Source organism: Endozoicomonas gorgoniicola (assembly GCF_025562715.2).
Classification (GTDB): Bacteria; Pseudomonadota; Gammaproteobacteria; order Pseudomonadales; family Endozoicomonadaceae; genus Endozoicomonas_A; species Endozoicomonas_A gorgoniicola.
Window position 1 is genome coordinate 4,787,700 of sequence record NZ_JAPFCC010000001.1, and the last position, 23,089, is coordinate 4,810,788.

Genomic DNA, 23,089 nt, shown 5'->3' on the forward strand with positions numbered 1-23,089 from the left:
ACTCCTGAGATGATTAAAACAGTTTGGCAGGTCGATTTGTGTTGGTGGAGGTGCTGTCAGCAACCGCTTCCACTTCAACCAGAACACCCAGAGGCAGGTCTTTAACGGCGAAGCAGCTGCGAGCCGGGCAGTCCTGACCGAAGTACTCAGCGTACACTGCGTTGAAGGCACCGAAGTCTTCGATGTCAGACAGGTAGCAAGTGGTTTTCAGAACGCCTTCCAGGGAAGAACCGCCAGCTTCCAGAACCGCTTGCAGGTTTTTCAGGCACTGGTGGGACTGAGCGGAGATACCGCCTTCAACTACACCACCCAGCTCACGGCAAACAGGCAGCTGGCCGGAAGTGAATACCAGGTTGCCGTGTTTGGTGCCGTGGGAGTATGGGCCGATAGCTTCTGGTGCTTTTGGAGAAGAAATACATTCTTTCATGGGGTAACCTCAAAAAGTGTTCGCATTACACAGTAATGCGTCGTTTGAAAAATCGCTCAAAAAAAATTGATCCAATCTTGGCAAATTCACGTGGTTCTTTCAATAGAAAAGCTCGCAGTCGAGCTGTTGCGTTGATTGAAATCATTGTTTTGGTCTGGAAGGTTTGGATTTTAGACGCTGGTCATTCTGGCGTTCGACAATGGCGCAAATTTATTTATTTTTGCCGGTGCTATGTGTGTACCGGGATGCGACCGTTTGCATGACCCACAAAGCACAAAGCCGGCAATAAAGCCGGCTTGGTTGTAAAGGATGTACTCAGCAATAATGCCCAGCAGTGGCGCGAAAATTGGCTTGATGGCGTAGCTACGCATAAACGACAGAATTATTACCATTCCGCCCAGGGCTGTGATCAGATAACTGAACACCAGAACTTTTCTGGAAGAGAATTTGTCGGCAACGATGCCGCCAAAGAAATAAAAGGCAATGGACGTCAGACCGTAGAGGCCGATCTTGTTACCAAATTCTGTATTGGTAATACCCATGCCATCGATCATCTGGTCATAGAACATGGCCCGCATGTAGACAAGCACGTAAAATACTTATGCAGGCTACCTATCGATGTCAGGCTGATGATAAAATGAACACTTTCATACGACAGTGTATTAGCCTTTATCGTGGAGATAATAGTTTGATAAAAATAGTAAAAATTGCCGTCCTTTCCATAAGCAGCCTGGCTCTTGTAGCTTGTTCTTCAGCCCAGAAACTGGGTATTCAGAAATTCCCGCAATTAGACAGTGAAACGGTTTACGTAGGTCAGTTTGAGCCAGAACCATCCCACCATTGTCAACTGATCAAATCTGAGCAGGTGGACTATGGTGTAAAAGGAAAGCTATCGACCGGGTTGCTGGGTAGTGGCAGTTTTTACGATAAAATGGCAGAAACGCTTTCAGCAGAGGCTGTCAAGTCAGGAGCAAACTACGTTCATGTAGACGTACCACATAGCCTTATGCTATTTGGCTTAGACGTCAATGCGCTGGCAGATGCAAAGGCGAATTATTACCGTTGTTCAAACCCGCCGGGCAGAAAATAAAGCAGAGTCAAAAGGCTCCTTTCAGACAAAGGAGCCTTTTCAACTTATTTTGATCGTACGAAAGGAATGTCATCCTAAGTCTGTTAGGGCAAGCAGGAGTTCTCAGCAAATTTATGCGACGCTGGCTGCCAGTTTATTATCGATCCGGAGTCGTTAATCTGGAAAAGCTCTTCTCCAGCCATGTCATTAAGAATTCGTGCAGAACGCCATGCTGCCAGGCTCAGTTGAGGTTCAGCAATGCCGTGGCTATGCAGACCGGCATTCACTGCGTAGATTTTTCGGTCTTCAGGTCCCTGCCACTGAATTTTGAAATTAGACGTCAATTGATAACGGTTACTTTCGTCTAATAGCAGAGCAGGCAACAATGGCTCCATACACTGCGGCAGTTTGTTCTCAAACCCTGTGCAGAGAATGACAATATCCGCCTGAATCCGTTCCTGCTGATCATGCAACGTATTATTTAGTATCAGTTCATAGCAGCCATTCACGGATTGATTTAATCCTTCAAGAGTGCGGTCCGGTAACAGCCCCCAGACCGGTTGACGGGAATCAGACAGGTAAGTCCGGTCATAGAGTTCTCGATAGAGCTCAATCAGATAGGCGGGTGTGATTCCGTCACTGGCCAGTTTTTGTCGATTGACGATAGCCGGCTTTTTTGATGCAGATATCGAGTAGAAACTGTCAACATATCCGGGCGTAAAAAACTGGTTGGTAAACGGTGTTTCATCCAGAGGCTCGAAATTTGGACGCCGGGAGATCCATTGGACGTCTGACAACTCTCCCCAGTGTCCCTGCAATGCATTTAGAAACACTTCAGCGCCTGTCTGGCCACCGCCCACCACTGCTAATTTTTTGCCAGTCAGGTCGGGTGAGCGGGCACTCAGCTTGCTGGCATGAAAGCAGTTTTTTCCCAGATGCTTTCTGGTGCATTCAGGCACATGAGGTACTTTCCCGGTACCCAGGCAAAGGTTACGTGCCCTGATGGTTTTATGATCTGAATGAAGGATAAAACAGTCGTCTGCAAAGCTGACTTCACGAATCTCTGAATTGAATTGCAGGGATGGAAGATGATGGGCCGTCCAGTCCATATAGTCGACAAATTCCTTACGACTGATGGCGTTTTTTTCCGTCGCCAGAAACTGATAGAAGCGGCCATGCTGAACCAGATAGGAAAGAAAGGACCAGGGGCTGGTGGGGTTGACTGGTGTCACCAAATCTTTGAGATAAGAGGTTTGCATATGGGCTCCGGGCAGCATGAGTCCCGGATGCCAGCTGAAAGAGGGCTTGCGATCAAAAAACTGAACGGTGTGGTCGGGCAGACCGTCAGCCAGAGCGGCGAGGCTCAGGTTAAAAGGGCCTATTCCAAGTCCGGCAAGGTCAAGCACATTTTCCTGACTATTTTTTTGTATCAAATTCATTTGTCATCCCTGAAGTGTTAAAGCCAATGGGTTAGCCAGGTTTGAACCCAGTTCCGGTAATGGTCGTTCAGTACTGTCACCGTACCCCAGACGAAACCGGACCCAGTTCAGGCAGATGCGAGCCATTTTCGTTTCAAACAGATCAAACAGTTTAAAACGGTCAGCCAGGCTGGGGTGGTCACTCATATAACTTTGTAGCTGTTGTCCGAGCAGCTGGTAGAACCGGTGCTCAGAAAATCCGGTTTCAGCCAGTACGTTTGATATGAAGCGCAGGACTGAGACAAAGTGCCCGGTCTGCAGGTCATGGATCAGGTGTTCAGGAGGCAGCCGGGTTGTCACGGTGCGAACCTCCTCTGGCAGTGAATCCAGCTCGGGGAAGTTCTGATTGATCAGGCGAAGATCACCCTGAAAATCTTTCAGTGCGACTTTTGCCGGCTGGTTATCTGCCAGTACAAGCGTTACATTCTGCCCATGGGCAACCAGCCCAACGCCGTATTGACACATGAGGTGATAAAGAGGGATCACCACAACATTGAACAGTTTGTTCAGCCACGCTTCTGTAGTGAGTCCTGAGCGATGGATGTACGCTTCAACTAATGATTGTCCGTCGCCGTCTTTCTGGAAAAGGGTCGATATCAACACCGGCTGTTCTTCCGGCGCTGTTTTACTGTGTACGCTCTGACGCCAGATACACCCCAGCATCTCATGATACCGGTATGGGCCATCAGCGACCTGATCATAGAGTGGATGTGGATAGAATGCACCAGCCGGTTCTTCAAGGATAATTGTGCCCCGGGAGGCCAGCACTTCATCCTGAGCGGCTATCTCTGCCAGCCATTTTGAAAGCGCCGGACCTGCGGTGATATAACGCCCCGGAATGCCCCGATAGCAAGATGTATTCAAGATAGAAAGTGGCAGCTTGATATTCAGCTGCTGCGGCCTGACCCGGTTAGAGAGCGTTCTCAAAGACTGCTGGGGAAGCATCGGGTCACCAAAACGTCCAAGATGGATAATATGCCCGGCAGCGATTTCACCAGCAAACAGGTTCACGATTTTGTTTAGCCATTGCCAGGGGTGAACAGGCATCAAGAGGTAGTGGCTGCGGTCAATGTCTCTATCCTGACAAAGCTTCTGTAATCGCTCCTGTTCTGACTGACTCAAAGTGGCATCCAGCAAGTGCTGCTCATCAAGATCACCGGCAACCCTCAGGTGACATTTTTTTCGACTGAGCGCCAGCCACTCCAGCTGGATATCAGGCAGAAACTCCGTTGCAAAAGCTTCGAAATCGTTAAGACCCCACCCCATGCGCCCTTTGCTGACGGTGACTTTGGGATGACCGTCAAGTTGGGATTGCAGTTCATCGGCTGGCAGCTGAATCATGTCACAGGCAGTCATTGTACGATGGTTGTCTTGTAACCGGGATTCCGCCATCAGCGTGTTGCCCAGCTCTTCCAGAAAGTTACAGAGTGTGGCTGAGTCGAATCCCAGTTCCGTTCTGGCGTCGATAAAAAACTGGCTGACATCTGCCGTTTTTGCCGGTAATGGCGGGGTGCGGCTGACGGTTTTCGAGTCAATGAGCAATTGCCCCCAGATACTGCGGAAGGCTGAAAATTGGTAAGAAACACCACTGTCCAGATCCAGTCGGAATTGGCCTGATACGATTTCAGTGGGTTTAATGGCTTCTTCCCAGCTTAATTCGCTGAGTGTTTTAACCAGCAATTTCAGGTTTGCTTTCTGCCAGAGGTTGTCAGTTACCTGTTCCCGGCTAACTGGTTCATCAACAGGTGCCGGTTGATTCATAACTGAATGTCCTGAAAAAAGGTTTTCCTGTGGCAATGCACCAGGGCAGCCCGTTTATGGGGAAAATCAAACTCTTTGACAAACTCCCAGCCAGCGGGTTCCAGCAATTTCATTAACCGTTTATTGTCTGCCCTGGGTTCACCAACCAGTCTCATGGTGCGCGGATCGTCAAGGAACAAAAAGTGGCTTATGGACCGGGTCCAGCTCAGGGAGAAACGCGGGCCGAGGAACTTTTTGTTACCGACCAGTAAGTGGAATCCGCGATCCCAGGGCTGGCAGTCGTAATAGGGAGCTAGACGATCTTCCATTGCCCAATAAAGCTCCATATACCCGAATGGCTCGCCATTAAAACAACCTATAAGCGGCCATGTTCGTGTATCAGCCAGTAGTGTCCTGATGTACTCCTGAAGTTCGTCCCTGCTTTTTGCCATTTCCCAGAACTTGTTTACCCGTGGCTGATTCATCCAGTTGTGGAACAGAGAGAGATCCTGCTCCGGATCAATACTCCTGAATGAAACGGTCACGTCGTTTTGATAATCGTAGCGTTCATAGACTGTGCCAGCGGGCTGCTTTTGCCTGACCGGATGCTCGGTTCCACTGTCGTTCCGGGTCCAGATTTCCGGTGCTGGCTGACTGTTTCCTTGCCAGTGCCAGAGGGTGCGATCCTGATAAAAACCCTGCCTGATACAGATTGGTGTATCTGGTTCTGACCCTTTTGAATGAACCAGTCCTTTGTTTTCTAATCGTTGGGTGAGTTCATCGTCGATAGTAATGCTGAGTACTGCAGGGTTTTTGGCAAACAGGTAATCAAGTGCCGCAGCCAACAGGTGATTCGGCAGCTGGGCTGGAAGGTCAGAACGGTTTGCTGCCGACAGGCGTGGCATGTCATTACCACGGATCCTCAGCAGCAGTGAATGTTTATTGTCGTTTATAATCAGGGCATTAGAATCATACTGCCGTAGGGTAATCGGTGTTGAAAGTGTCCCTGGCAGTTTGATGACTGAGGCTTCTTGCATAGCTATTCCTTAACGGCTTCTTGTTATATTTCTATTCAGACTGTTGAAGTAACCCGAAGATTGGGTTTTCCATGGCGTGATAAATGTCCAGTGGATTGTCCAGAGTATTTTCATTCAGGTTATGAAACGAACAGAAGAAATTTCCTTTTGACCAGAGCTCCCTGCTATCGAGCATGTAATCAAGACAGCTTGAATCTCGTCGGCCTTCTGCACGAAGCTGCTCAAGAAATGTTCTCAGTGTTTGTAAGAGGTGTTGTTCGCTAATGCTTCTGTCAGCCCCGAGGGCACTGATAAGCCCAAACGTTGAATTAATCAGCAGATAATAGGTGAAAAGTCGGTTGCCAGGCTCCTGTTCAACATGATGTTCAGCGCCATCGGCTGTGGCTGGAATGTCACTGGCAAGCAGTTGTCTCGCCAGATCACTGTAACCTGTACCCTGGCAATCCCTGAAAAAGGCTTTTTCAGGGTAGCCGGCAGGCATATGTATCAAAAGATTTTGCTGATGGGCACCAAACAGCAGACCAAAGTCAGACTGTGCAATGACCAGAGGCTTTATGACAATGTTCAGGTATTTCTCAAACCAGCGCTGGGCGATAGTTTCCACTGGGCAGTGACTGTCTTCAGCCAGCTTATGGATCAGCTGGATTATTCTGGAGGACTCTACAGGATGATCCTGTGTGAGGCTTGCCAGTAACTCCGTGCCTTTGTTGAGGCTTTGGCGAATGAAAGGGTTTTCTCGCAGTACTATCATGGTTTCAGCCAGTGGCTGGCCGTCAGGGCCTTTAATCGCTGCATGGGCTGGCTCAGTGAGTATCTCAAAATCGGGAAATTGCTCCTGCAGTTGTCGGCCCACAGACGTGTGATACTTCACTTGATGGATTTCCTTGCCGCGAATCACTTCCTTTGGCAAAAGATGACGCAGAGAATTGGTTAAGCGCACGCTCAGGGAGTACTTCAGCATAAACCCGGCATGGGGAGCATAGAGTGAGCGTACCGATGATGTGGCATGCCAGCCTGTACCCAGCTCACCGTAGCTGACCATTCTGCCTGTCTGTATCAGTTGACGAATGTAGTCATTATTCAGCCATTGTCTTGCTTGCCATGGGTGTGCGGGTAACAGGGTGTGGTGAGCCGGAAGATCCTGAGGCAGCCAGCTTTCCAGTCGACGATCTTCATTGGCCAGCTGCAGAGTGAGTTCCCGGAAGGAGCACTCATGGACACTGTCGTCTTCCAGCAAGTCAGAGTCGATGGCAAACCAGCTGAGTTGAAAGTCTGATCCAAATTCAGGGATATAGTGCTGAGTTTTTTCTGTTGAAAACTGGTCTCGACTCTTGGGCGTTGGGTGAAAAGAATGGCCTGCAAATAGTGCCTGCTCTGATGTGCGGAAATTCATTGTTCCAGCAAAGAGGTCAGGCAGCTCACTGGCTCTTGCTGATAATGCCCGGGCTGTATTATCGAGGCTGCGACTGACGCGCTGGAGAAATATCTGCTTTGTGTTGTCATGAGCCGACTTAAAAATACGTTCTTCACCGGACAACAATTCCACCATGTCAATAAATCCGATGGTTTTGGTATGACCCGATTTGTCCTCCTGCAACCAATAAGGGGACATAAACTGATGCCTTCCTGCCAGTGAGTAGTGTTGAAGATTAATCAGAATTTTTTTGTTTTTGCTGCTAAGGGGGATGACAACCGTTGCAATCGCTTCACCTTCCTGTACGAACTCACTGTCAGGCGTTGTCAGCTCCCAGCCAGACCACTCCCTCAGCATGGCATTCAGGAAGCAGCCGACTGCGAGCTTCTCAGCCCATAAGCCTGCATCAAAGTTCATATCCGTTGAGTCTTGTCTGGCACTTTTTTCTTCCACTTCTATTCGTACCTTGTCGTATTGTTTGAGTTTTGTACTGAAAGGCCGCATAATAAATGCGAATCATTGCTATTTGCAAGAATAAAGTTACCTACGAATAAAGTGCTAAAAAACAAAAATGACTTTAATGGTTGCGACTCTGAAAGAAGGTTTTTTGGTACAGATCACTTCTTGCTTCGCTGACGAGTCTGTCTCTGATTTACGGGAGTCGAATGTTTCGCTATAGCTGTCTTTTTGGTGCTTGCCTGATGGGGATGGGGCAGGTAAGCCTGCTGATCTGTCTGCCAGTCTTTGTGAATGAAACCGGAATTGATTACGGTGTTTTTGCCGGGCTTGTCGCTCTGGGGACTGGCCTGTTTATTGTTGCTGCACCGGTCTGGGGAAAAATCAGTGATTATTCCGGACGCAAAGTCGTTATTACTGCGGGGCTGACTGGTTTTATTGTTAGTAACGGTCTGCTCGCACTCATGCTGATATCCGGCAGTTCTGCACAGGTGGCCATGTTGCTGCTGGTGTTATCAAGAGTTATTTATGGGCTGACCGTAGCGGGCTTCTACCCGGCGGTTCAGGCATGGATGGTTGATCAGTCGACGGCATTAAACACTGTCAAAGACTTAAGCCGTGTCTCAGCAGCGATCAGCCTGGGAAGGCTGCTTGGCCCACTATTACCTCTTGCGCTTTTACCTCTGGGGGCCGTGGTTCCGGTTATAGCGCTGTTTTTATTGGCGGTACTGGCACTGCTCATTACCTCGTTCTCTGGAAAGCCTGAGACAGATGGCGTAAGACAGTTGTCTTATGCATCCGAAGGCATGACCACCACTTTACTATTAAAACGAACCTGGCCGGTGTTGCTTATTGCTGGTTCGGTAACGACTGTCTTTGGTCTGTTGCAGTATTTAATAGCACCTGTGCTGCAACAGAAATTCCACTATTCGGCAGAAACGGCCTCAGAGACTTTGTCATTTTTAATGTTGACAGCCGCCTTTTCAATGCTGATTGCTCATATTACTCTCCCGCGCCTTATTCAGCACCGCTTACCTTTGGCTCTGGTGGCCGGTGGCTTGTTGTTGCTGGCAGGTACTCTGTGCCTGCTATCGGCTACAGACCTTATTGCCATGACTTCAGGTATTGCAATTTGTGCTGCCTCTGTCGCCTTGCTGACACCGGTTTACACAACGCTCGGCTGCCAGCTGGTGCCTGCTGACCAGCAGGGAGGACTGACTGGAATCCTGAGCATGATCCATACCGTGGGATATACCCTCGGAGCCCTGCTGGCCGGTGTTTCTGGGCTATTGGGTGGTCTGAACGTTATTTATCTATGCGGTGCCCTGATTGTCGTTCTGCTTTCGGGCATTGTGTATTTCATCAGAAACCGGCCTGCTGAAAACAGTCGGGAATTCACAATCGGAGTTGAGAGGTAGTTTGTATGTCATCCATTCAAATGACTGGCTGGCCGATGGTCAGCGTCCGTTTCAAACGCCATGCCAGTGATCAGGATGTTCAACAATGGCTTAATGAGCTCAGTGCTTATCTGGATAAACGACAACCTTTCAGTATGGTGATCGAAGCAAATCCTGAGAGCCGTTTTTCTCCGGAGGCTCGCAGAGATTTTGGCTTATGGTTCAAGGAAAACCGAGTGTTACTGGGCAGTTATTGCTGTGGGGTTGCCCGCGTTGTCAGCTCTGCCAGAGAGGGAGACCGGGTAGTGAGTGAGAACATGAAAAAAGCCATGCCGTTTCCCATGGTCGCCATGACGAGCAGTGATGAGGCCAGAAAGTGGGCGGAGAGCGTTCGTGATGAAAAGATGAGTATTATTTGACCGGCCAGATAGTAATCAATATCATTCGCAAAAAATAATTATCAGAGTCAGTGTAATGGAAGCGTCTTCATTCAGTTTGCAACAAGTGTCTTTTAATGTGGCTAAGCGCACCATACTGGCACCTGTTTCTCTGGAAATTCCATCAGGAAAAATCACTGCCATTCTTGGCCCCAATGGTTCAGGAAAGAGTACCCTGCTCAAGTTGTTATCCGGCTTAAGCCCTGTTTCGTCCGGAGACATTGAGCTACTTGGCAAGCCAATGGCGGAGTACAGCCGTAAAGGGCTGGCTAAGCTGCTGACCATGCTCCCCCAGCACTCTCCGGTTCCTCTGGGCATGAAAGTAGCTGATCTGGTGGCCTGTGGTCGTCATCCTTATGCAGGTCCTTTTGGGCGATTGCAAACGACAGACCGGCAGGCCATTCATGAAGCCCTGGTTCGTGTTGGCATGAGTGACGTTGCCGGTCATGTGGTGGACCACCTGTCCGGAGGTGAGATGCAGCGGGTATGGCTTGCGATGGTTCTGGCACAGCAGACTGGCATCCTGTTGCTGGACGAACCGACTTCCTGGCTGGATATTTCACATCAGCAAAAACTGCTCGATACCATTCGTACCCTGAACCAGGAACAGAAGGTGACCGTTGTCTGGGTTCTGCATGACCTGAATCAAGCTCTGCAATACAGTGACCACCTGGTATTGATGAAAGCGGGCAAACTGGTTCAGGATGGCCCTGCGCACACGGTATTAAACGAACAGACCATTTACGAAGTGTTTGACATTAAAACCCGCAAAGTCACTCTGGAGCCGGAAGGTCAGACGCTATTTATTCCTGGTGTTGCCAGCCTCGATGGTTCCAGTGGTGAGCAGTTTAAGAGTCCGGCCAATAAATCTCTGACAATGGAAGTCGCCTGAATGTTAGCTGTCGTACAAAAATACAGTGCTGCCATGGTCGTATTTCTAACGCTGAATGCCGGTGCTGTTACCGTTGAACACAAAGCCGGAACGACTGTTCTTTCTGAAATTCCCCAACGCGTTGCAGCACTCAACTGGACGCAGGCAGAAATCCTTCTCACCCTTGGCATTACACCCGCAGGTGTAACCACCATAAAGGGTTACCGACAGTGGCAGTCTGATACGCCGCCCATGCCGGAAGGCGTGACCGAGCTAGGCCATCGTTCTGAACCATCGTTAGAGGCCATCGCTGCCCTTAAACCGGATCTGATTCTGGGTTACGACTGGCGGCACAATCGTATTTATCCCGAACTCAATGCCATAGCCCCTACGGTGCTTTACGGGCAGTATCCTTCTGAAGAAGACCAGAGAGATTATCTGGTCAGAATGCAGGATATTTTTCTGTCAGTTGCCGCTATTTTTCAGCATCAGAAACAGGCAGCGATGAAGCTTAGTGAAATGCAGCAGGCGCTGAGCCACGGCAGAATGCTAATTCGCAAGGCTGAACTGACGGGGCACCCGGTGGTCGTCGGTAAATTTGTTGGCATGGGGCTGGGTCTGAGGGTTTATGGCAAATCGTCTTTAGCCGGTGCAGTTGTTGAAGGGATCGGACTGGAAAATGGCTGGTCAGCCACTCTGCCCGGGCGTGACTTTACCCATGTGGACTTGCTGAAGCTCACCACGATTGGTGATGCCAGCCTGATTATTATTGGACAGTTGCCGGATAATGGTCAGGGCATGACGGTTTCTCCGGTTTGGCAGGCTTTGCCAGCGGTCAGGGAAGGCCGGGTTTATCATGTTCCCGCGCTCTGGTCATTTGGTGGCCCGGAGTCGGTTATGCGAATGACCCGGGCGTTTGTTGGTCAGCTGGTTCCGGGGGCATGAGCATGTATTCGGAATCGATGAAACTGACCTTTGCGCTACTGCTGCTGTTCATGAGCTGTTTAATTTCTCTGGCCTCAGGGCCGGCGGGGATTGATGTCAGTTTGCCCGGCGAGTTATTGGCTGGAAAATCATGGTTTAATCACGGCGATGTTCCGTCACTGCATAATGTCATTGTGACTTACCTGCTGTTGCCTCGCACCCTTATGGCTCTGTTGTGTGGTGCTGCACTGGGTGCAGCCGGAGTGCTGATCCAAAGCGCGACAAGAAATTCCTTTGCCAGCCCGGCGACACTGGGTATTAATGCCGGTGCCCTGCTGGCGATCATTACAGGCACGATTGCCCTGCCTGAGTTCACTGACCATTTTCCCGTTGTCGTCGCTTTCACTGGCGCAGTTATAACGTCACTTGTCGTTTTCAAACTGGCCAGTGCCATCAGTCATTCGCCGGTTAACCTGGTGCTGGTGGGGATGGCCGTGACATTGTCGGTGGGAGCTGTCAGCGCTGGCTTATTGATGTTCTGGGAAAATCGGCTGGATGGCCTGTACATCTGGGGAGCAGGCAATCTGGCTCAGTTTGATTTTCAGGCCGTGAACAGCAGCTGGTGGCTGGTGGCTGCCCTTATTGCTGCATCGTTGCCGCTGGCAAGGCGGTTGGATCTGATTGAACTGGGGAATGGTCAGGCTGGCAGTCTCGGTGTTAATGTCAGGCAGACGGTTATGCTGTCACTGCTGCTGGCCTTGTTGCTGTCTGCCACGGTGGTCAGTCAGGTTGGCATGATCAGCTTTATTGGTCTGGTTGCGCCACATATTGCAAGGGGGCTGGGTTATAAAGCCACGTGGAGTCGGCTTCTGGCTGCCAGCCTTATTGGCGCACTGTTGTTGCTCAGTGCCGATATCCTTGCTCGCTGGATGCCTCTTATGTTGTCAGAGGGGCATTACAGTATTCCTGCCGGTGCCATGACCACAGCGATTGGTGCGCCTTTTATGATTTTTTTACTGACCCGGCGTCATACGGTCAATCACCTGACCCAGCTGCCAAAAGAAACCGGTATTCGGGCTCTGTTCAGAATATCGCCGCTAAAACTCCTGTTCATCATGCTGGCTCTGTTGCTCTGTTCAGTCTGGCTCAGCCTGGGTGGTGGACTGAATGCCGACGACTTTGACCTTCGCTGGCCGAGAGTGGCAGCGGCAGCTTTTGCTGGTTGTGCCCTGGGGGTCTCCGGGCTGGTGTTGCAGAGCTTGATGAGAAACCCACTTGCCAGTCCCGACGTTTCAGGTCTTACGACGACGGGAGTTTTATTTGTGGTGGTGGCGGCTGTGCTGTTTCCCGGTCTTGACCGTGTGGAGATGGTGCTGGTTTCCATGGCTGGCAGCGGGTTTGCGTTGTTGTTGCTGTTAAGTCTGAGTCGTATGACCGGTTTTCAGCCACAGATGTTTGCGCTGGCAGGTTTGTGTTTGTCTGCCCTGGCCTCGACCCTGGTGAATATCGCTCTGGTGCTTGGCAGTAATCAGTCCAGTGAGGTGCTGCTCTGGTTGTCGGGCAGTACTTATGCCATCAGTAAGGGGCTGGTGTTTTTTCTTGCAGCGGTTGTGTTGATGGTGGCTCCTCTGCTGCTGTTACTCTGGCGGAAACTGGATATTTTACAGCTTGGTACCCAATGGCCCACGATTCTGGGGATCAGGATTAATCCGGTATTGATTGCCCTGCTGTTGCTGGTGGCACTGCTGAGTTCTGTCAGTGTGGCGACCGTTGGCGGTATTTCTTTTGTCGGCCTGATGGCTCCTCATATCTGTCGTGTATTGGGTTTGTCCAGTCATCGTCACCTTATTGCGGCGACGGCAATGGTCGGTGCTATCCTCCTTGTACTCGGGGACGCTCTGTCCAGACATCTTATGGCACCTTTTGAGTTACCCGCAGGGCTGGTGGTGTCCAGCGTGGGCGGTGTCTATTTCATTCTTCTGCTGCTGACCGGTAAATACGTCCAGCGACGTTAAATTTTCCCGAAGAAACATTTTCCGAAAAAACAATCAGCCCACAGGAAGTGGGCACGAATAACAACAGGGATCAAATGAGAATAGAAATCAATACAACAAGGAATGCATCAATAAAATGAATAATAAAACCCCTCTGGCACTCGCTATTGCCCTGTGCGGCTCTACAGCTATTGCCGAAGAAAGCAATGTAACCCGGCTGGACGATGTTGTTGTCACAGCCAGCCGGGTTGAAGAGAATATTTCTTCTATTGCCGGTACGGTTCAGGTCATAGATAAAACAGCGATTGAGCAGCAGAGCGTGGCCGGTCAGAAACTGGCTGACGTCCTGGCCGTGTTGGTTCCGGGTTTTGGCCCAAGTACCCGGGCTGCGACAGATCGCTCACAAACTATACGAGGCCGTAAGGTTCTGTTGCTGATAGACGGTGTTGCCCAGACAGAGAGTCGTCAGGCCAGCCGTCAGATGAATACCGTCAGACCGGAGAATATTGAACGAATTGAAGTGGTTTCCGGTGCCAGTGCCATTTATGGCTCGGGTGCAGCGGGTGGCATCATTAATATCATTACCAAAAAGCCGGATACGGACGATGCCAGATTTAGCACCACCGTTGGCATCACCATGCCAGCCAATAAGCTGGACAGTGATGGTTTAACCTGGCGTATTAATCAGGGGGTAAGTGGCCGCAAAGGCAACTTTGATTATCTTGCCAGTGCCACCTTTGAACAGAGAGCCGGATTTTTTGATTCTGATGGTGATCGCATTTCACCTGGGGGCGCACAGCTTGGTCGCGGCGACACTGAAACCCGGGACCTGCTGCTGAAGCTTGGGTACGACCTGAACGAGACTCAGCGACTTGAAGCCGACCTGCAGGTATTCAGGGATGATATGGACTCAGATTATGGCCTTTATTACGGCGAAAACCTGTCTTATGCGGCACCTTTTGGCGCTCCTGTTATTACTGAAGGTGTGAATAAAGCAGTAAAAGGATTGACGCTGGACGACCAGCCATACAGTCATCGTAATAGTTATTCCCTGTCTTTTATTGATGAAGATTTTTTGGGGCACAGGGCAACTGTTCAGGGCTACTACCGGGACAGAGAGTACCGTTTTTTCCCTTTTGCGTATGACTTGAAACTATATAAAAGTTTCCTGAAATTACCAGATTCTACGATGGTCGTTAACCAGTCTACCTCAGAGGCTCGTGTTCATGGGCTCAAACTGACCATGGATAAAAACCTGAATAAACGCTTCCGGCTGGTGTATGGCCTTGACTATAAGAAAGATAAAGGCAAGCAAACCGGAACCGGCTATGATGCAAATGCTTTTACTGGCAGTAATGGTTTGAATTATCAACCCACTGGCACCGACTATGAGTATGGTCCTGATGTGGAGACCACAACCCTGGGCGGTTTTGTTCAGGCCCGGTTTAATATTACCGACCGGCTGACCATGAACACCGGCTATCGCCATGAACGGGTGGACGTGGACATTGCTGATTACCGTCCGGTTCTGGAAAGCTGGATACTGCCTTTAAAGGGAAGCTCAAACTACACCACATTCAAGGGAGGCAAAAAGGATTATACGGCAGACCTTTTCAACCTTGGACTTGTTTTCCAGCTTTCTGATAAACAGGAAACTTTTATCAACTACTCGGAAGGTTTTGAGGTACCTGACCCTGCCAGGCTGTTGAGGAATGTGCTACCGGCTGGCAGTGCTTTGAGCAAGGCTTTTGGTGCAACCAGCCTTGATAAAGTCAATCTGGACGCTACCAAAATTAAAAACTACGAACTGGGCTGGCGTGGTCGCTTTGATGCGCTCACTGCTTCGGTGACTGCTTTTTATAATGAGTCGGATCAAATCATTAAGTTCACCAAAGGTTATGGTGTCCAGATTCTTGATCAGGATAAAAAGATTTACGGCATAGAATCTGCGCTCAGCTATTACATAAATGACGATTGGCAGGTCGGTGGTAGTTATACCTTTACCGAGGGGCGAACGTACAACGAGGATCTGAAAAAGTGGCTTGACCTCAGTGCTGTGGATGTTTCTCCACAAAAACTGACCGCTTTTGTCAGTTATGAGCAAGAGGACTATATGGTTCGGCTACAGGCCCTTAACTTTGCCGATTACGACAAGGGCTACGATAGCGAAGATAATCCTGGCAAAGAGACGTTTGACGGCTATACCGTCTTTGACCTCACCGCATCGTTCTGGTTGCCTGTAGGCCGTCTGGATGCCTCGGTCAATAACCTGCTGAATGAAGACTATCAAACCGTTTACAGCCAGTGGGCTCGTAAAACCTATGGTGTTATCTCTGCTATGCCGGCCCAGGGGCGAACCGTTAGCTTGTCATACAGTATCGAGTATTAAGGGAATTGAGGCTGAGGAGGCGCTTGATGGATTCCGGGGAGTTACCTGAACGTGACAGTCCCCGAATCTATCAAGAGCCAACATAGCCAGATATGGCACCATAGTTAGTGCTGCCCCCTTCCCCTTCAGCGAGTAGTCGAGTACTTTCGGTTAGTTCAATCCGTCATTCAGCACTTAATCTGAGAATTTCCTAAAACCATCTAAAATGTAAAAAATTTTCAGACTGAGCATATGCCATGCAACCTCATCAATTTCACATTCAACGCATCGACCATACGGGGTTGGTGGCCGGTATGTGCAAAGAGCTCGGGATCGCTAACCTCTTGGATTCTCTGGTTCCCAACCAATCTGAAACCAGAAAGATTTCCTTCGGAGAAACCGTTGTCTCAATGCTGCTTAACGGACTGGGCTTCACTGCTCGCACACTCCACATGTTCCCTGAGTTTCACGCCGACAAACCACTGGATAAACTTATTCGGCCGGGTATAGAGCCGGAACATATCAACGAAAGTGTACTCGGCAGAGCCTTGGATCAAATTTTTGAACTGGGTGTAAGTGAGGTCTATTTATCACTGGCTGTCAAGGCCGTTAATGTCTTGAAACTGCCGTGTAATGCTCTGAATCTTGATTCAACCAGCTTTCATGTGGACGGTCGTTATAACAGTGAGTCTGAAGTCGATGAAGAAGATCTGAACTGCATTAAAATCTGTCGTGGATACAGCAGAGATCACCGACCTGAATTAAATCAGGCGATACTGCTCCTAATGACTGAAAATCAGGCGGGTATTCCCGTATTCATGGCCGCATCCAGTGGCAATATAAACGACAACACTAATTTTAAAAAAGTCATCAGCAAGCATTTGAAATGCTACAAAGAGGCGCTGAATAATCGTTACCTGATCGGCGATGCTGCACTTTATACAACAGACAATGTACAGATATTGCATCAGCAAAAGCAACAGTTCATCACCCGGGTTCCGGCTAAAATAAAATCCGCAAGAGAGCTTGTGGACAGTGTCGCTTCTTGTGCGATGACACCGGTTGAAGATGCCGAAGGTTATGAGAGCTGCGAAGTACTGTCCGACTATGCGGATGTATCTCAACGGTGGGTTCTGATTCGCAGTGAACAGGCTCGGAAAAGCGAACAGAAAACACTGCTCAAAAAACTGTTGAAAAAGTCAGAAAAAGAAGCGGAAGCACTGACCAGCAAGCTGGCGAAGAAACCGTTCAAGTGTGAAACGGACGCATTGCGTGCGTTCAATGAGTGGCAATCAAAAAGCAATTATTGTCAGGCAGAACCTGTAATTACGACAAAACCATGCTATACCAAAGTGGGACGTCCGGAGAAAGACAGCAAACCAGATAGCGTGGAGTATTATGTCAGCGGTCATCCTTGGGTATCCGTTGACTGTCGTAAAGTAGCAGAGGCTTCCCTGGGGTGCTTTGTGTTGGCAACAAATGATCTGGACAGGAGCCGGCTAAGTTCAGCAGAAGTGTTGAGCACTTATAAATCACAGCAGTCGGTGGAGCGTGGATTTCGGTTTCTTAAAAGCCCTGAATTTCTGGTCTCCTCGCTGTTTTTAAAGAAGCCGGAACGTATAGAAGCGTTGCTTATGGTGATGACGCTTTGCCTGTTAGTCTACGCAGCGATACAGCATCGAATCAGGCATGAATTAAAGCGTCAGAGTAGGTTCTTTCCGGATATGAAGCGAAAGCCCTATCAGAATCCGACTGCACGCTGGGTATTTTTTTGCTTTCAGGGAATTAATGTTTTATTGGTCGATGGTCATGAAAAACATGTCGTTGGCTTGCAGGAGAGGCAATTAACCATCATTTCAATTCTTGGTCGACCGTACCAAGAGATTTATTCCTGATATAGGTGCTGAATGACGGTTCAATAAATATCCATGGGTTTTCATCACGGGAGACCAACTCCCAATAACCCAATCGTCCTCTGAAAGAGGGGTTGGAAGATGGAAGGTAAGGATCATGGAATTTGAAATCTGGATGGGATCGTGTCCCGGTATTCCACACTGAACCTGCAGGCATTCCTGGCTGATACGTTGTCCCTGCAAGCCATATCGCTCGTTCAAACATACAGTGGATGTTTTGGTAGTGGGGAAATCTGAGTTTTATCTCATCCAGTAATCGATGCAATGGCACTCTACAGGTAGGCAAAATAATATCGTAAATTTTTTCAGATTCCTTCTCTCCGGTTTTGATCCTCAGGGCTCTGTCATTCTTTATAATAGATTTGTATAGCTGGCGAAGATCGGCAGTATTGTTATTTATGAAGCCATGGTTGGTGTTATCTAATTTGGGGATTAGCCAGTAATCAAAACATACTTGAGATTCATCTAAAACCTCATGAATTTTCAACTGTCCTAGCATTAAAGGGCTGGGAAACCCTATAGAAGGTGAAAATGTACTTCCGTGGGGACAATAAAAAAACACTCTGTAACCTGAATGCACAGAAAACGATCTGGCGCAGTCGCTGCTAACCATCCCGGCATCACAATCAATAATCAGATTTTGAACCTTATTTTTTGCGAATGATCGACCTGTAAACAAAAAGAATTTATTTTCCTGACAGGAATATTGCGCTTTCGAACCGGTATAAGGCAAAACAAACCCTCCCTTAAGGGTGTCTACGTCAGGAGCAGCCTTCAATCTAAACTGGTAACTTTTGCCCATCAGCCCGCAGGTGTTCTTGCCAGACACCACACATCAACGGTTTTGACACCCTGTTTTAGCAGTACCCTGGACAGTTCCGAAACGGTCTCCCCCGTCGTGACAACATCATCAACAATAGCCACATGCTGATAGGCAGTGGTTTTATTGCAGGCGAAGGCTCCCCGAATATTTCTTCGGCGCTCACTGGCTTTAAGCTGTTGCTGGGCTTGTGTTGCACGAATCCGTTTTACCAGCCCCCTGTCCAATACCATGCTTTTATCTTTGAGTAGTCGGTTCAGTGCTTTTGCCAGCAGGAGTGCCTGATTATAACCCCGTTGTCGTAATCGTTTTTTATGAAGCGGCACCGGAATAATGGCTTCTGGCCAGGTTTGCTGGTGATAACGTTCCCGCAGAACCTCTGCCAGCGAGGCCGACAGTGGTTTAATCAGGGCTATCTGACGACTGTATTTTATTCGGTGGATGATGTGGTTCACTGGAAAACGGTACTGAAAAGCCGAGTAGCAGTGTTGATAAACAGGTGGCTGGTTCAGACACTGACCACATAGTAACCGGGTTGAAACCATCATGGGTGAACTGCAGCACTGGCAGGCTTGCTGATTATCAGGGCAGGCGGCCAGGCAGAGCTGGCAAAGTGGCTGCCTGAAAGGGGTAGCCCCACGACATAGCAGGCAACTGATCTGAAATAAATTGTTTAATATTTGCTCAATTGTAAACATTCTTGCGCATTAACGATTGACGTTAAGTTTTAATTGATTATTATCAGCCATGTTTTAATTTCAATAACCAATATTGAAGGTTGTGCTCAGCATTACTGCCACGGGCGCTCCGGGGAAATTTTGAACAACATGACTGCAACTGTAAGCTCATCTCACCCTGACGCGACTTATTCTGACGCAACTCACCCTGATGCAACTCACCCTGATGCAACTCACCCTAGAACAGGGCTTCGTCATGACTGGACGGTAGAAGAAGTTGAGGCATTGTTTCAGCTGCCTTTCAATGACCTGATCTTTCAGGCTCAGCTGGCTCACCGCGAACACTTCAACCCAAACCAGGTGCAGGTTAGTACACTGTTGTCGATCAAAACCGGTGCCTGCCCGGAAGACTGCAAATACTGCCCTCAGAGTGGTCACTACAACACAGGGCTCAGTAAAGAAAAATTAATGGAAGTGCGCAAGGTGCTGGAAGAAGCCCGTGCCGCAAAAGCATCTGGCGCGACCCGTTTCTGCATGGGCGCAGCGTGGAAAAACCCACCGGAAAAAGACCTGCCTTACATTATGGAGATGGTAAAGGGGGTTAAAGAAATGGGGCTGGAAACCTGCATGACGCTGGGTATGCTGAATGCTGACCAGGCGAGCCGACTGGCGGACGCTGGTCTGGATTATTACAACCACAACCTGGACACCTCTCCGGAGTTTTACGGCAACATTATTACCACTCGTACCTTCTCTGATCGTCTGGATACTTTGCAGCACGTTCGTGATGCCGGTATGAATATTTGCAGTGGCGGCATTGTCGGTCTGGGTGAAACCGAGCGTGACCGTGCAGGTATGCTGGTGGCGCTGGCTAATCTGCCTAAGCATCCGGAAAGTGTGCCTGTGAATATGCTGGTGCGGGTAGCAGGTACGCCGCTGGAAGATGTTGATGCTGTGGATGGTATCGAGTTTGTTCGCACCATTGCCGTTGCCAAGATTATGATGCCTGCCTCCTGTGTGCGTCTTTCTGCCGGTCGTGAGAATATGAGCGACGAATTACAGGCGCTGGCATTTCTGGCAGGTGCCAACTCCATTTTCCTGGGGGATAAACTGTTGACCACTCCGAACCCTAAAGAAAGCAGAGACCGACAGTTGTTCGATAAACTGGGCATTAATATGGACGACAGCTCAGCGCTTTCTTCGGAAGAAGCCGCTGAAGAGTTTGCCCGAACCTGCCCTCTGCGTGAACAGGAAAATGATCATTATTACGATGCCATGAAAGTCTCCTGAGGTAATGGTTATGGATGGGGCGCGCATAAAAAGTTCGGACATGGATAAAGAGCTGCAGCAGGATTTGCAGTCACGTCGGGAAGCCAACCTCTATCGGTCACGCAAAACCCTCGATACCGCCCAGGGGCCTGAAGTGGTCATTGATGGTAAGAAGTATCTGGCTTTCTGTAATAACGATTATCTGGGATTAGCCAGCCACCCTGAAGTGATTGCCAGTATGAAAAAGGCGACAACTGACTATGGTGTGGGCGGTGGCGCTTCTCATCTGGTTATTGGTCACAGCAGGGCGCACCATCAACTGGAAGAAGAGTTGGCTGAGTTTACCGGCCGTGACCGGGTGCTGCTGTTTTCCAATGGTTATATGGCGAACCTTGGCGTGATTACGGCTTTGCTCAATAAGCACGACGCTGTGTTTCAGGATCGTCTGAATCATGCCTCTCTGCTGGATGCTGGTCAGCTGTCCGGGGCTCGTTTTCAGCGTTATCTGCATAATGGTGTGGATAATCTGACCACCCGTTTAGAGCGTACCGAAGCCCGTCGCCGGTTGATTGTCACCGATGGGGTCTTCAGCATGGATGGTGATATGGCACCATTGCCTGAGCTGGTACAACTGGCAAAACAGAAAAACGCCTGGCTGATGGTCGATGACGCCCATGGTTTTGGCAGTCTGGGTAAGATGGGGGGTGGAGTTGCAGAATTCTTTGATCTGTCTCAGGATGATTTGCCGGTTCTGATTGGTACACTGGGCAAAGCCTTTGGCACAGCCGGTGCGTTTGTGGCAGGTAGCGAAGCATTAATTGAGACACTTATCCAGTTTGCCCGCACCTATATTTACACCACCTCCATGCCTCCGGCTGTAGCAGCTGCCACCCGAACCAGCCTGAAACTATTGCGGGAAGAAAGTTGGCGACGCGACCACTTGCAGGAACTGGTTCAGTATTTTCGCAAAGGTTGTGAACAACTGGGGTTGCAGCTGATGGATTCGGCTTCGCCGATTCAGCCGATTAGGGTCGGCAGTGCCAGCAATGCCATGGCTCTGAGTGATTCACTGGCTCAGCAGGGTATTCTGGTCACAGCCATTCGACCGCCTACCGTTCCAAGAGGAACGTCGAGGCTACGTATTACTTTCAGCGCTGCCCACAGCAAAGAGCATGTAGAGCAGTTGCTGACCGCACTTGAGCGCACGGTAAGCCCGTTGCAGGAGGATGTTGCATGAGTCTGCCCATCGTATTAATCAGTGGTTGGGGCATGCCGGCAACCGTGCTGGAGCCACTGGCACGGGAGTTGGATGGGGATGGTCGGGCCTGTGTGGTACAGCTGCCGGGGCTGGTATCGGAGCCCGGTAGCCGCTATGACTGGCAGGAGCTGCTGAATTATCTTGACCTGCATCTGCTGGAAACGCCAGTGGTGCTGGTTGGCTGGTCTTTGGGTGGCACACTGGCTGCGCTTTATGCGAGCCAGAACCCGGACAAAGTGGCAGGCCTGGTGACTCTGGGGACTAACCCGTGTTTTGTTCGCAATGATGACTGGCAACAGGCTATGTTGCCCGCCACCTTTGCAAGCTTTTATGCTGGGATGGAAGAAGATCCCCAGGCCACTATCCAACAGTTTTCCATGCTTTGCTCAATGGGCAACAGCAACCAGAAAACCCTGATGCGTGAACTGGGTGCATTGACCGGAGATGTTGATCTGGAACCTGCTATTTTGTCAGGTATGTTGAAACTGCTTGGCGAAAGCAATGTGCGCTCCCAGTTTGCCGATCTGCGTTGTCCGGTGATTCACTGCTTTGGTCGACAGGATGCCCTGGTTCCCGCCGATGTTGCCGAACGCATTGAACAGGATTTCCCTGCCCATGCGGTTAATGTGTTTAATGGTGGGCATACTTTCTTTCTTGATAACGAAACCGGCATTACCCGCCAGGTGGCAGAACTGGTAGCCTGTTTATGCTCGAGAGGGTAACTTCATCGGTGACTGAAGCCTGCCGACCGGAGCGAGCTGATAAACGACGAATTGCCGTCAACTTCAGCCGCGCCGCCAGCACATACGATGACGCTGCTGCGCTTCAGGACCGGGTTGCTGCCCGGGCGATGCTGGGATTACCTTCAAACCACAAGCCTGAGTTTGTCCTGGACCTGGGTTCTGGAACAGGTCGTCAGACGATTCAGGTGGCCGGTCATTATCCACAGGCCTCTGTAGTAGGGTTGGATCTGGCAATGGGAATGGCTGCCCATGCCCGATCCTGTTTTCCGAATTTGGACTGGTGTTCCGGAGATATTGAACACCTGCCGTTCAAAGACAACCGTTTTGATGTGGTCTTTTCCAGCCTCGCCATTCAGTGGTGTAGCCTGAACAGGGTTCTTAAAGAGGTACACCGGGTTTTAAAACCCGGTGGCCTGTTTGTCTTTTCAACTCTGGCAGCTGGCACTATGCATGAGCTGCGGCGGGCGTGGAGTCAGGTTGACCCGCATGTTCATGTTAATAGCTTTGATACTTACAGTGCTCAAAAACACTGCGTGCAGCAGTCTGACTGCCAGCTACATTCTTTCAGGCTGCAAACCGAAACTATCTACTATCCTTCCGTCATGCAGTTACTCCGGGATATGAAAGCCCTTGGGGTGAACACGGTTCCAGCGCGGCAGAATGGGCTGATGTCCCGTCATCGTATCCTGAAGCTTCAGGAGGCTTATGAAATATTTCGAACAGAAAAAGGACTGCCTCTTTCTTATGAGGTTATTTACGGAATAGTGCACAGGCCGCTTATCACTTAAAAAAATCTG

20 protein-coding genes are annotated in these 23,089 nt (G+C 49.6%); 12 read left to right on the plus strand and 8 right to left on the minus strand.

What is annotated here, in order from left to right; translation table 11 throughout:
- Nucleotides 1–13 precede the first annotated feature (13 nt).
- Together NX722_RS21445 and NX722_RS21450 are read right to left on the minus strand one after the other, a co-directional pair.
- A complete protein-coding gene (locus tag NX722_RS21445; RefSeq protein WP_262564923.1) occupies nt 14–427 on the minus strand; it encodes a RidA family protein in 414 nt (137 codons plus the stop codon).
- A 170-nt stretch (nt 428–597) separates the two neighbouring features.
- Complete coding sequence (locus tag NX722_RS21450) at nt 598–1,017, minus strand: MFS transporter (protein ID WP_262564924.1); 420 nt, start codon at nt 1,015–1,017, stop codon at nt 598–600.
- Between the two features lie 47 nt (nt 1,018–1,064).
- Between NX722_RS21450 and NX722_RS21455 the strand changes: the two genes are divergently transcribed.
- Nucleotides 1,065–1,517, plus strand: a complete 453-nt coding sequence (locus NX722_RS21455) for a hypothetical protein (protein ID WP_262564925.1) — start codon at nt 1,065–1,067, stop codon at nt 1,515–1,517.
- 83 nt (nt 1,518–1,600) lie between these two features.
- Here the strand turns inward: NX722_RS21455 and NX722_RS21460 are convergent, their stop codons facing one another.
- From NX722_RS21460 to NX722_RS21475, 4 genes are read right to left on the minus strand one after another with little or no spacing between them, the layout of a single operon-like run.
- The gene (locus NX722_RS21460) at nt 1,601–2,935 is read right to left on the minus strand and encodes a lysine N(6)-hydroxylase/L-ornithine N(5)-oxygenase family protein (protein ID WP_262564926.1); all 1,335 of its coding nucleotides are present in this window, start codon (nt 2,933–2,935) and stop codon (nt 1,601–1,603) included.
- A 3-nt stretch (nt 2,936–2,938) separates the two neighbouring features.
- Nucleotides 2,939–4,735, minus strand: coding sequence for an IucA/IucC family protein (locus tag NX722_RS21465; RefSeq protein ID WP_262564927.1), 1,797 nt, complete (start codon nt 4,733–4,735; stop codon nt 2,939–2,941).
- The gene (locus tag NX722_RS21470; RefSeq protein ID WP_262564928.1) at nt 4,732–5,751 is read right to left on the minus strand and encodes a GNAT family N-acetyltransferase; all 1,020 of its coding nucleotides are present in this window, start codon (nt 5,749–5,751) and stop codon (nt 4,732–4,734) included. Before NX722_RS21470 ends, NX722_RS21465 begins: the two co-directional genes overlap by 4 nt.
- Nucleotides 5,752–5,782: 31 nt before the next feature.
- Nucleotides 5,783–7,669, minus strand: coding sequence for an IucA/IucC family protein (locus NX722_RS21475; RefSeq protein ID WP_262564929.1), 1,887 nt, complete (start codon nt 7,667–7,669; stop codon nt 5,783–5,785).
- Between the two features lie 161 nt (nt 7,670–7,830).
- Between NX722_RS21475 and NX722_RS21480 the strand changes: the two genes are divergently transcribed.
- The 7 genes from NX722_RS21480 (at nt 7,831) to NX722_RS21510 (ending at nt 17,507) form a co-directional block, all read left to right on the plus strand.
- The gene (locus tag NX722_RS21480) at nt 7,831–9,039 is read left to right on the plus strand and encodes an MFS transporter (RefSeq protein ID WP_262564930.1); all 1,209 of its coding nucleotides are present in this window, start codon (nt 7,831–7,833) and stop codon (nt 9,037–9,039) included.
- A 5-nt stretch (nt 9,040–9,044) separates the two neighbouring features.
- Nucleotides 9,045–9,437, plus strand: a complete 393-nt coding sequence (locus NX722_RS21485) for a hypothetical protein (RefSeq protein WP_262564931.1) — start codon at nt 9,045–9,047, stop codon at nt 9,435–9,437.
- A gap of 55 nt (nt 9,438–9,492) precedes the next feature.
- Nucleotides 9,493–10,347, plus strand: a complete 855-nt coding sequence (locus tag NX722_RS21490; RefSeq protein WP_262564932.1) for an ABC transporter ATP-binding protein — start codon at nt 9,493–9,495, stop codon at nt 10,345–10,347.
- A complete protein-coding gene (locus NX722_RS21495; protein ID WP_262564933.1) occupies nt 10,348–11,271 on the plus strand; it encodes an iron-siderophore ABC transporter substrate-binding protein in 924 nt (307 codons plus the stop codon).
- The gene (locus NX722_RS21500; protein WP_262564934.1) at nt 11,268–13,265 is read left to right on the plus strand and encodes an iron ABC transporter permease; all 1,998 of its coding nucleotides are present in this window, start codon (nt 11,268–11,270) and stop codon (nt 13,263–13,265) included. The genes NX722_RS21495 and NX722_RS21500 overlap by 4 nt, the downstream gene beginning before the upstream one ends.
- A 115-nt stretch (nt 13,266–13,380) precedes the next feature.
- Entirely contained in the window at nt 13,381–15,633 is a 2,253-nt protein-coding gene (locus NX722_RS21505; protein WP_262564935.1) for a TonB-dependent receptor, read from the plus strand.
- 236 nt (nt 15,634–15,869) lie between these two features.
- Entirely contained in the window at nt 15,870–17,507 is a 1,638-nt protein-coding gene (locus NX722_RS21510; protein WP_262564376.1) for an IS1634 family transposase, read from the plus strand.
- On the opposite strand, the gene NX722_RS21515 is transcribed toward NX722_RS21510, so the two are convergent.
- Together NX722_RS21515 and NX722_RS21520 are read right to left on the minus strand one after the other, a co-directional pair.
- Nucleotides 17,464–18,327 (minus strand): putative adhesin, encoded by an 864-nt coding sequence (locus tag NX722_RS21515; RefSeq protein ID WP_262564936.1) that lies wholly within the window; start codon nt 18,325–18,327, stop codon nt 17,464–17,466. The two genes, NX722_RS21510 and NX722_RS21515, sit on opposite strands and share 44 nt — an antisense overlap.
- The gene (locus tag NX722_RS21520; protein ID WP_262564937.1) at nt 18,327–18,893 is read right to left on the minus strand and encodes a ComF family protein; all 567 of its coding nucleotides are present in this window, start codon (nt 18,891–18,893) and stop codon (nt 18,327–18,329) included. The genes NX722_RS21515 and NX722_RS21520 overlap by 1 nt, the downstream gene beginning before the upstream one ends.
- A gap of 279 nt (nt 18,894–19,172) precedes the next feature.
- Between NX722_RS21520 and bioB the strand changes: the two genes are divergently transcribed.
- Genes bioB through bioC form a run of 4 tightly spaced genes read left to right on the plus strand, consistent with a single transcriptional unit; the run spans nt 19,173 to nt 23,080 of the window.
- Nucleotides 19,173–20,312: a biotin synthase BioB gene (bioB, locus tag NX722_RS21525; RefSeq protein WP_262564938.1), complete on the plus strand. Its 1,140-nt coding sequence runs from the start codon at nt 19,173–19,175 to the stop codon at nt 20,310–20,312.
- A 10-nt stretch (nt 20,313–20,322) separates the two neighbouring features.
- A complete protein-coding gene (bioF, locus tag NX722_RS21530) occupies nt 20,323–21,528 on the plus strand; it encodes an 8-amino-7-oxononanoate synthase (protein WP_407648024.1) in 1,206 nt (401 codons plus the stop codon).
- Nucleotides 21,525–22,271: an alpha/beta fold hydrolase gene (locus NX722_RS21535; protein WP_262564939.1), complete on the plus strand. Its 747-nt coding sequence runs from the start codon at nt 21,525–21,527 to the stop codon at nt 22,269–22,271. The genes bioF and NX722_RS21535 overlap by 4 nt, the downstream gene beginning before the upstream one ends.
- On the plus strand, nt 22,256–23,080 hold the full coding sequence (bioC, locus tag NX722_RS21540) for a malonyl-ACP O-methyltransferase BioC (RefSeq protein ID WP_262564940.1): 825 nt from the start codon (nt 22,256–22,258) through the stop codon (nt 23,078–23,080). Before NX722_RS21535 ends, bioC begins: the two co-directional genes overlap by 16 nt.
- Nucleotides 23,081–23,089 lie beyond the last annotated feature (9 nt).

Excerpts from the sequence above, each read along its gene's own strand:
- NX722_RS21445 (WP_262564923.1), bottom strand. The coding sequence starts at position 427 with ATGAAAGAATGTATTTCTTCTCCAAAAGCACCAGAAGCTATCGGCCCA.
- NX722_RS21455 (WP_262564925.1), top strand. The coding sequence starts at position 1,065 with ATGAACACTTTCATACGACAGTGTATTAGCCTTTATCGTGGAGATAAT.
- NX722_RS21460 (WP_262564926.1), bottom strand. The coding sequence starts at position 2,935 with ATGAATTTGATACAAAAAAATAGTCAGGAAAATGTGCTTGACCTTGCC.
- NX722_RS21465 (WP_262564927.1), bottom strand. The coding sequence starts at position 4,735 with ATGAATCAACCGGCACCTGTTGATGAACCAGTTAGCCGGGAACAGGTA.
- NX722_RS21470 (WP_262564928.1), bottom strand. The coding sequence starts at position 5,751 with ATGCAAGAAGCCTCAGTCATCAAACTGCCAGGGACACTTTCAACACCG.
- NX722_RS21475 (WP_262564929.1), bottom strand. The coding sequence starts at position 7,669 with ATGCGGCCTTTCAGTACAAAACTCAAACAATACGACAAGGTACGAATA.
- NX722_RS21480 (WP_262564930.1), top strand. The coding sequence starts at position 7,831 with ATGTTTCGCTATAGCTGTCTTTTTGGTGCTTGCCTGATGGGGATGGGG.
- NX722_RS21485 (WP_262564931.1), top strand. The coding sequence starts at position 9,045 with ATGTCATCCATTCAAATGACTGGCTGGCCGATGGTCAGCGTCCGTTTC.
- NX722_RS21490 (WP_262564932.1), top strand. The coding sequence starts at position 9,493 with ATGGAAGCGTCTTCATTCAGTTTGCAACAAGTGTCTTTTAATGTGGCT.
- NX722_RS21495 (WP_262564933.1), top strand. The coding sequence starts at position 10,348 with ATGTTAGCTGTCGTACAAAAATACAGTGCTGCCATGGTCGTATTTCTA.
- NX722_RS21500 (WP_262564934.1), top strand. The coding sequence starts at position 11,268 with ATGAGCATGTATTCGGAATCGATGAAACTGACCTTTGCGCTACTGCTG.
- NX722_RS21505 (WP_262564935.1), top strand. The coding sequence starts at position 13,381 with ATGAATAATAAAACCCCTCTGGCACTCGCTATTGCCCTGTGCGGCTCT.
- NX722_RS21510 (WP_262564376.1), top strand. The coding sequence starts at position 15,870 with ATGCAACCTCATCAATTTCACATTCAACGCATCGACCATACGGGGTTG.
- NX722_RS21515 (WP_262564936.1), bottom strand. The coding sequence starts at position 18,327 with ATGGGCAAAAGTTACCAGTTTAGATTGAAGGCTGCTCCTGACGTAGAC.
- NX722_RS21520 (WP_262564937.1), bottom strand. The coding sequence starts at position 18,893 with ATGATGGTTTCAACCCGGTTACTATGTGGTCAGTGTCTGAACCAGCCA.
- bioB (WP_262564938.1), top strand. The coding sequence starts at position 19,173 with ATGACTGCAACTGTAAGCTCATCTCACCCTGACGCGACTTATTCTGAC.
- bioF (WP_407648024.1), top strand. The coding sequence starts at position 20,323 with ATGGATGGGGCGCGCATAAAAAGTTCGGACATGGATAAAGAGCTGCAG.
- NX722_RS21535 (WP_262564939.1), top strand. The coding sequence starts at position 21,525 with ATGAGTCTGCCCATCGTATTAATCAGTGGTTGGGGCATGCCGGCAACC.
- bioC (WP_262564940.1), top strand. The coding sequence starts at position 22,256 with ATGCTCGAGAGGGTAACTTCATCGGTGACTGAAGCCTGCCGACCGGAG.